Raw genomic sequence first — 6,708 nt, forward strand, 5'->3', positions numbered from 1 at the left:
CAGGACGGGGAGCTGGTTATTTGGGCTGACAATTGCGCGGGAACAGTTCATGGCGGCACCGAATCTCACCTTGACCCTGGTCGGCGGTCCGACCGTGCTCATCGAGTACGACGGGTTTCGTCTGCTGACGGACCCCACCTTCGATCCTCCTGGCGAGTATCAGGGAGCGTACAGCCCGGTGCGGCACAGGAAGACGGACGGGCCGGCCCTTTCGGTCGAACGGATCGGCAAGCTCGACGCAGTCTTGCTCAGTCACGACCACCACTTCGACAATCTCGACAATGCCGGCCGCGCGCTTCTTCCGCACGCTGGCACAACTTACACGACGAATTCCGGCGCGCAGCGTCTCGGCGGGAACGCGTTGGGCCTTGCTCCATTCGAGACCCGCGTCCTCGAGAGCGAACGCAAGAAATTGTTTGTGACCGCCACGCCGGCCCGCCATGGACCGATCGGGGTCGACGCCGGCGACGTGGTTGGATTTGCGCTCGGCGCCGAGCAGCCGGGAGACCTGCTTTACGTCACCGGCGATACGCTTTGGTTCGAAGGCACCGCCGAGGTCGCGAGGCGGTTTTCGCCCAAGCTCGTCGTGCTGTTCACGGGCGCCGCGGAGCCCCGTGGCCGTTTCCATATGACGATGGGCAGCGAGGATGCGCTGGAGGCCGCGCACGCCTTTCCCGACGCAGCACTTGTCGCGGTCCACAACGAAGGTTGGGGCCATCTGCGCGAAAGCCAGGACCAGCTTTTGGACGTCTTCGCCAAGTTCAATCTGGCGGGCCGTCTGATCCGGCTTGAAAAGGGCAAGCCGCTGCCGCGGTCATGGTGAACCGGCCGTGGCAGAGCCTGAACAAGGGCTGACCGCGGCGCCGCGTTTGATGGCGTGGGCCCGGCGCGGCCGTGCGACCGCTGGCCGGGCCAACGCTCATGTGAGGCGTCGCGGTCCTTGCCGCGGTCCCGCGGACGTGCGCTGCTATGACCCCGGCGTTCTCACGACCAGTTTGATGTTCAGAAGATTGACCCCCTTGAACGGGTTCGGCGCGCTTTCGATCGTTCCTGTGCCCGTCGCATTCGCATAGGCGCCCGTGCCCGAAAGGATCGTATATTCGCCGTTTGATTTTCCGTCCTTGATCGCGCCGGTGTAGCGCGCCGTGATCGCGCCTTCCTCGAACGTGTAGGTGCTGTAACCGTAATAGGAGCCCGAGCCCTTCAGCATGTCTCCTGAATGGACGAACTCCTTCACCCCGATATGGCCATCACTGAAGACGGCGACACCAAAGAACTTGCCGGAAACGACCGTCTGCCCTTCGACGTTTGCTGCCTCGATGACTTTGACGTCGACAGGCTTGGTGACGAGCTTGAACTCGAGCACCTTCTCACCCGCTACGGCGGTCGACCCCGCAACGACGATTGCCACGCTGGAAACGAAAAAGGTGATAAAATTCCGCATAGACTCCTCCTGCGTTTGCTGAAATCAAATCAAGGAGTGCACAGCGGGCTACATGTCATGCCCAGCATTTGCGTTGCAGCACGAAAGAGAGCCCGCGGTGATTTCCCGGCAGCGGCCGAAGCTTTCGGTACCCCAGCACGCTGGCTGGAACGCACGCATTAGTTTACGCGACGGTAGAAGGTTCAGCAAGCGTAGCCACCAACGGCTCGTGCGCATCAGATGACGCACCAGATGGCAGGTTCCGCGACATCAGAACAGCCGTGGCGTGCTATAGTGTGGTTGCATGCGAGAGAGCGACCGAGGAGGGCGCGCGAATCACCAATCCTTCTCCCCGCTGCCGTGGTCGGCCGCGCGCGCGGCAACCATCGAAGTTGCGGCGGATCGACATACCCATGACGATTGCCGGCGGTGAATCCGGCAAGCATGTCTCGAGAAACCTCGTCACCGACAAGGAGTATCACCATGAAGATCGTTGTGATCGGCGGTACCGGACTGATCGGCTCAAGGACCGTTGCCATTCTGCGCCAGCGCGGCCATGACGTCGTCGCCGCCTCGCCGAAAAACGGCATCAATGCGATCACCGGCGAGGGGCTGAAGGAGGCGCTGGCCGGCGCGACGGTCGTGATCGACCTCGCCAATTCGCCGTCGTTCGAGGACAAGGCGGTGATGGAATTCTTCGAAACCTCCGGCCGCAACCTGCTGACGGCGGAGAAGCCGGCCGGCGTCAGGCACCATGTCGCGCTGTCGATCGTCGGGACCGACCGCACGCCCGAGAACGGCTACTTCCGCGCCAAGGTGGCGCAGGAGAAGCTGATCGAGGCGTCCGGGATTGCCTACACCATCATCCGCGCGACCCAGTTCATGGAATTCGTCGGCGCGATTGCCGATGCGAGCGCAGCTGGAAACACCGTCAGGCTCTCGCCCGGCCTGTTCCAGCCGATCGCGGCGGAGGACGTTTCCGCGCTCGTCGCCGATATCGCGCTCGAGCCGCCGCGCAACGGCATCGTCGAGATCGCAGGTCCCGACCGCGCGCCGTTCAACGAGATCGTGGCGCGCTACCTGAAGGCAAAAGGCGATCCGCGCGAGGTGGTCAAAGATCCTGACGCGCTCTACTGGGGCGGCCGGGTCGAGCAGCACTCGCTGGTGCCGCTCGGCGAGGCGCGCCTCGGCCGCATCGATCTGAACGAATGGCTGCGCCGCGCGCGGCCGGCGGCGTGACGGTATCAGCTATTTGAGCCACACCAGCAGCGGAACGGGCGCGCGTCCTTCGCAGGACAGCGTGCCCTCGTAATTGCGCATCTTGCGGGCGCTGTAGGTGCAGGGCGCGCCGTCCAGCACCAGTTCGGCCGTGACCTGCGAATCCGCACCCGTGATTTGCAGCTTGATCTCTCCGGCGCGTTCGTCCGGTCCGTCCTGCGTGCAGATGCCCACATGCTTCATCTTGAGCGGTCCGGAAAACTGCCTGGGCGTGCCCGGCGCGCTTTCGGTGAGATGTCCGGTCAGCTCCCATTCGCCGAGCACGCCGGCCTGGCCGAGGATCTCCATCGCGCCAACCGGCAGCACCTGGCAAAGCGATAGCGCAACGACGCCGAGCAGCGCCGCACCACCGTTGCGCCATGTCGTCCGTGGCATCACAGCTTGCTTCCGGTCGTCTGGTGCAATTCGATCAGCTCCGGCCGCGATAGATCCGAGCCCGCGGTGAGCCGGGCAATCTGCACTGCGCATTCCTGCGTCTTGGCCTGATCGCCGGCCGCCTTGGCGCTCTTGATCATGCCGAGATAAGTCGCCAGCCGGTTGGGCTCCTTCTTGAGCACGGCCTCGTAGGCGGCGAGCGCCTCCCTGGCCATGCCGCGATCGAGCAGCATCGCCGCGTAGAGCTCGCGCGCCGGCGCCAGCGGTCCCGGGGTGACGGGATGTTTCTCGGTCTTGTCTTCCGCCTCCGCGGCGGCATTCATCGCGCCGAGCGCCTCGTCGTACTTGCCGTCGGCGTACAGCACCCAGGCGCTCGCGATCTGCTGCTGGATGTCGACGATGTTGGACCAGTAGGCGTCCTTCGTGTCCTTCAACTTGTCGCGCAGCTCGACCAGCTTCGCGACATCGGCCTTGGCGGCGGCGGGGTCACCGGAGCGCGCGGCGCCGACCGCGCGGGCGAAATAGGTGATGGCGTCAGCATAGGCGTATTTGGTCGGATGCACTTCAAGCGCGGCAGCACCCTTCCAGTCGCCGCGTTCGAAGACATAGCGGGCCTGGCTTGCCGCCACCGCGAAGGGGCCTGCGAACCGGTCGAGCTTGAACTGGAGCTTGCCGAGCTCGTCGACCACCGCACGCGCCTCCTTGTCCTGCCCGAGCTGCAGATACGCATAGACCAGATAGTCCATCGCGTGCGCCTGGTCCTGCTGCTCGCCGTCTTCCTTGGCGATGCGCGCGGATTCCTTGTTCGAGGCGATCGACTCCTTCCAGTAGCCGACGCGCGTGAAGATGTGCGACGGCATGTGCTGGGCGTGCGGCGCGTGTTCGGCGATCTTGGCATAGCGCATCGCCGCGGGGAGGCCCTTCGCCGCGAGCGCCGGGTAGTCGTAGAGATGGATCAGATAGTGGGCGATGCCGGGGTGCTCGGGCTGGCGCGTGAAGATCGGTTCGAGCAGCGCCGCGCCCTTCAGCTGGTTGGCGTAGGTCTTGTCGCCCGGCGAGGCCGCGACGTTGAGCGTGATCGCATAGGCGATCTGCGCCTCGTCATCGTCGGCATAGTGCGTCGCGACCTGCTCTTCGGCGGCGAGGAATCGCTGCACGCGGGTGCGGTGATCGACCTTGTCGTAGTCGACATACATCGCCGCGATCGCATCGATGTATTCCCGCTCGCGCGGGGTGCCAGCATTCAGCGCCTGGCCTTTTTTCGCAGCTTCAAGGCCGAGCGGAAGGTTTTCCGGTGGCGGCGGCGCGTGCGGATTGTAGAGATAGCTGAGCGCGATCCCCCAATAGGCGATGGCGCATTGCGGGTCGGCCTCCAGCACCTCCTCGAAGGTGCGTCGCGATGCGCTGTACCAGAACGAATGCTGATACAGCATGGCGCGATCGAACAGCTCCTGCGCTTCAGGCTTGCAGGATGTTACAAAATGGACTTTGCCCAATCGTTGCTCAGGAGAATCCGAGGCGGCAGGCTGCGAAATGGTCGCGGCAATGAGGCCAACGACCACAGCGAGGGGAAACCGTGTCATGGAACCCGCTCCGTGGCGTTGAAGGCGAAAACCGTACGATATCACCTTTCCCGCACCGCCGGAACAGCAGGGGCCGTTCTGGTCTAGCTGTCCAGCGCGATCCCTAACGCCTTGATCTTCCGGTACAACGTCGCGCGGCTGAGCCCGAGCGCCCTGGCAGCGTCCGTCACTCTTCCGTCATTGGCGCGCAATGCATCGACGATCGCGGTGCGCTCGCGCGCTGCGTGATCGGCCTCCGCACCGCGTGCGCCGAACGGTGGCAGATCTAGATCGGCCTCGGTGATGACGCCGTCCTCCGCGGTGGCGCCGGCGAGCCGCAGCACGTGGCGAAGCTGGCGCATGTTGCCGGGGAACGGATAGGCCGTCAGCTGCGCCCAGGCGTCGGCCGCGATGCGGCAGTGCGGCGCTTCCTCGTCGGCGATCTGCGCGATGACGTCCTTGCGGTCGGCGCGCTCGCGCAACGCGGGCAGGCGGATCTCCATGCCGCGCAGCCGGTAATACAGATCGGAGCGGAAGCTGCCGTCCTCGGCCATCCGCGCCAGATCACGGTGCGTGGCGCTGATCAGGCGGATGTCGACGGCGACAGGCTTCAGCGCGCCGAGCGGCCAGACCTCGCGGTTTTCCAGCACGCGGAGCAGCCGGGTTTGCAGCGAAAGCGGCATGTCTCCGATCTCGTCGAGGAACAGCGTGCCGCCAGAGGCCTGCACGATCAGCCCCTTCGATCCCTCGCGCCGCGCGCCGGTGAAGGCGCCGGCCTCGTAGCCGAACAGCTCGGCATCGATCAGGCTCTCCGGCATCGCCGCGCAGTTCAGCGCGACATAGTTGCGGCCGGCGCGATTGCTCGCGGCATGGATGGCGCGCGCGAACACGTCCTTGCCGGCGCCGGTCTCGCCATGCAGCAGGATCGGCAGATCGAGATTGCCGACCGTCATCAGCCGCTTCACGCCCTTGATCAGCACGGGATCGCGGCCCGCCAGCCTGTGCAGGCCGGAAAACTGTCCGGCCGGCTTTTCGCGCGGCGGCGTGGATGGTGGACGCGGCGAACGCGCCCGCATCGGCGGCGCCAGATGGCCGCGTCCCCACGGCGTGCCGTCGGCGCGGCGCAGCGCGACCGGCTCGTCCGCGGCCCGCGTCGCGCGATCGTCCAGTTGAATGAGATGCGACAGGTCGATGCCGTCCTCGATCATCGCGTCGGTCAGGCCGAACGCCGCGCGTGCGGTGCGGCACGCGCCGACCACGCGGCGGTCGTCGTCATAGGCCAGCATGCCGTGCCCGTCGCCGGGCAGCATCGCGATCCAGGAGGCGCGGTAGCGCCGGCGGAAGAACGACTGCTCGATCCGCCGCGTCGCCTCCGTGGTGACGGCGAGCGCCAGTTCATGCGCGCTGCGGCCGAGGTCGCTGCGGCACGAGGTGATGTTGACGGCACCGGCGAGGCGGCCGGCATGATCGAACAGCGGCGACACCGCGCAGGTGAACATGTGCCACTGCTCGCGGAAATGCTCGTCGCCATGCACCAGGATCGGCCGCTGCTCGGCGAGCGCGGTGCCGAGCCCGTTGGTGCCCTCGAACGTCTCGGCGAAGTTCGAGCCGGTGTAGATCTTCCATTCCAGGAACATCCGCGCATAGTCGCCCCCGGGCAGCCGGCTCACCAGCATGGTGGCGTTGGGATCGGCGAGGTTGACGCAGTAGCCGGAGTCGTGGAGCACGCGGGCGAGGTCCTCGAGCTCGGGGATCGCGACCTGGATCAAATCCTCCATCGGCTCGGCGAGGTGTCGGACCTCGGCCTCGGTCAGGGTCTGCGGCGGGCCGCGCCGGGCCGGATCGAGATTGTGACTGACCACGCAGCGCCGCCAGGACGCGGCAATCCGTGTCTCGGTGTCGACGCCGGCCACCTGGTTGGCCGCCGACAAAACACGGGCGACGTGATTTGAGGCCGAAAGATTGGCCATCCAGAGGTCTCCACCCCTAATTTTCCGCGAAGTCTGGCAGTCCGCGGCCGAATGTCAATTGGCCCTGTCTCTTATACACATCTGACGCTGCCGACGAACT

The 6,708-nt window shown here is 65.7% G+C and carries 6 protein-coding genes; 2 read left to right on the top strand and 4 right to left on the bottom strand.

Going from position 1 to position 6,708, the window contains the following annotated elements:
* Window positions 1-49: 49 nt before the first annotated feature.
* On the top strand, window positions 50-823 hold the full coding sequence (locus tag IF803_RS34255) for an MBL fold metallo-hydrolase (RefSeq protein WP_461195181.1): 774 nt from the start codon (window positions 50-52) through the stop codon (window positions 821-823).
* Window positions 824-967: 144 nt separating this feature from the next.
* Here the strand turns inward: IF803_RS34255 and IF803_RS34260 are convergent, their stop codons facing one another.
* On the bottom strand, window positions 968-1,444 hold the full coding sequence (locus tag IF803_RS34260; RefSeq protein WP_461195182.1) for a hypothetical protein: 477 nt from the start codon (window positions 1,442-1,444) through the stop codon (window positions 968-970).
* A 462-nt stretch (window positions 1,445-1,906) separates the two neighbouring features.
* Between IF803_RS34260 and IF803_RS34265 the strand changes: the two genes are divergently transcribed.
* Window positions 1,907-2,662, top strand: a complete 756-nt coding sequence (locus IF803_RS34265; RefSeq protein WP_461195184.1) for an SDR family oxidoreductase — start codon at window positions 1,907-1,909, stop codon at window positions 2,660-2,662.
* 9 nt (window positions 2,663-2,671) lie between these two features.
* Here the strand turns inward: IF803_RS34265 and IF803_RS34270 are convergent, their stop codons facing one another.
* From IF803_RS34270 to IF803_RS34280, 3 genes are all read right to left on the bottom strand, one after another.
* On the bottom strand, window positions 2,672-3,076 hold the full coding sequence (locus IF803_RS34270) for a hypothetical protein (protein WP_461195186.1): 405 nt from the start codon (window positions 3,074-3,076) through the stop codon (window positions 2,672-2,674).
* Window positions 3,076-4,509 carry a hypothetical protein gene (locus IF803_RS34275; protein WP_461195188.1) on the bottom strand — a complete coding sequence of 478 codons (1,434 nt, stop codon included), beginning with the start codon at window positions 4,507-4,509 and terminating at the stop codon, window positions 3,076-3,078. Before IF803_RS34275 ends, IF803_RS34270 begins: the two co-directional genes overlap by 1 nt.
* A gap of 233 nt (window positions 4,510-4,742) precedes the next feature.
* Window positions 4,743-6,608 (bottom strand): sigma-54-dependent Fis family transcriptional regulator, encoded by a 1,866-nt coding sequence (locus IF803_RS34280; RefSeq protein WP_461195190.1) that lies wholly within the window; start codon window positions 6,606-6,608, stop codon window positions 4,743-4,745.
* Window positions 6,609-6,708: the final 100 nt, after the last annotated feature.

The sequence above is a fragment of the Bradyrhizobium sp. UFLA06-06 genome (genome assembly GCF_054820065.1).

Bases quoted from the DNA above. Each gene is read 5' to 3' on its own strand.
- IF803_RS34260 (WP_461195182.1), bottom strand. From the start codon at position 1,444: ATGCGGAATTTTATCACCTTTTTCGTTTCCAGCGTGGCAATCGTCGTT.
- IF803_RS34255 (WP_461195181.1), top strand. From the start codon at position 50: ATGGCGGCACCGAATCTCACCTTGACCCTGGTCGGCGGTCCGACCGTG.
- IF803_RS34265 (WP_461195184.1), top strand. From the start codon at position 1,907: ATGAAGATCGTTGTGATCGGCGGTACCGGACTGATCGGCTCAAGGACC.
- IF803_RS34280 (WP_461195190.1), bottom strand. From the start codon at position 6,608: ATGGCCAATCTTTCGGCCTCAAATCACGTCGCCCGTGTTTTGTCGGCG.
- IF803_RS34270 (WP_461195186.1), bottom strand. From the start codon at position 3,076: ATGCCACGGACGACATGGCGCAACGGTGGTGCGGCGCTGCTCGGCGTC.
- IF803_RS34275 (WP_461195188.1), bottom strand. From the start codon at position 4,509: ATGCTGTATCAGCATTCGTTCTGGTACAGCGCATCGCGACGCACCTTC.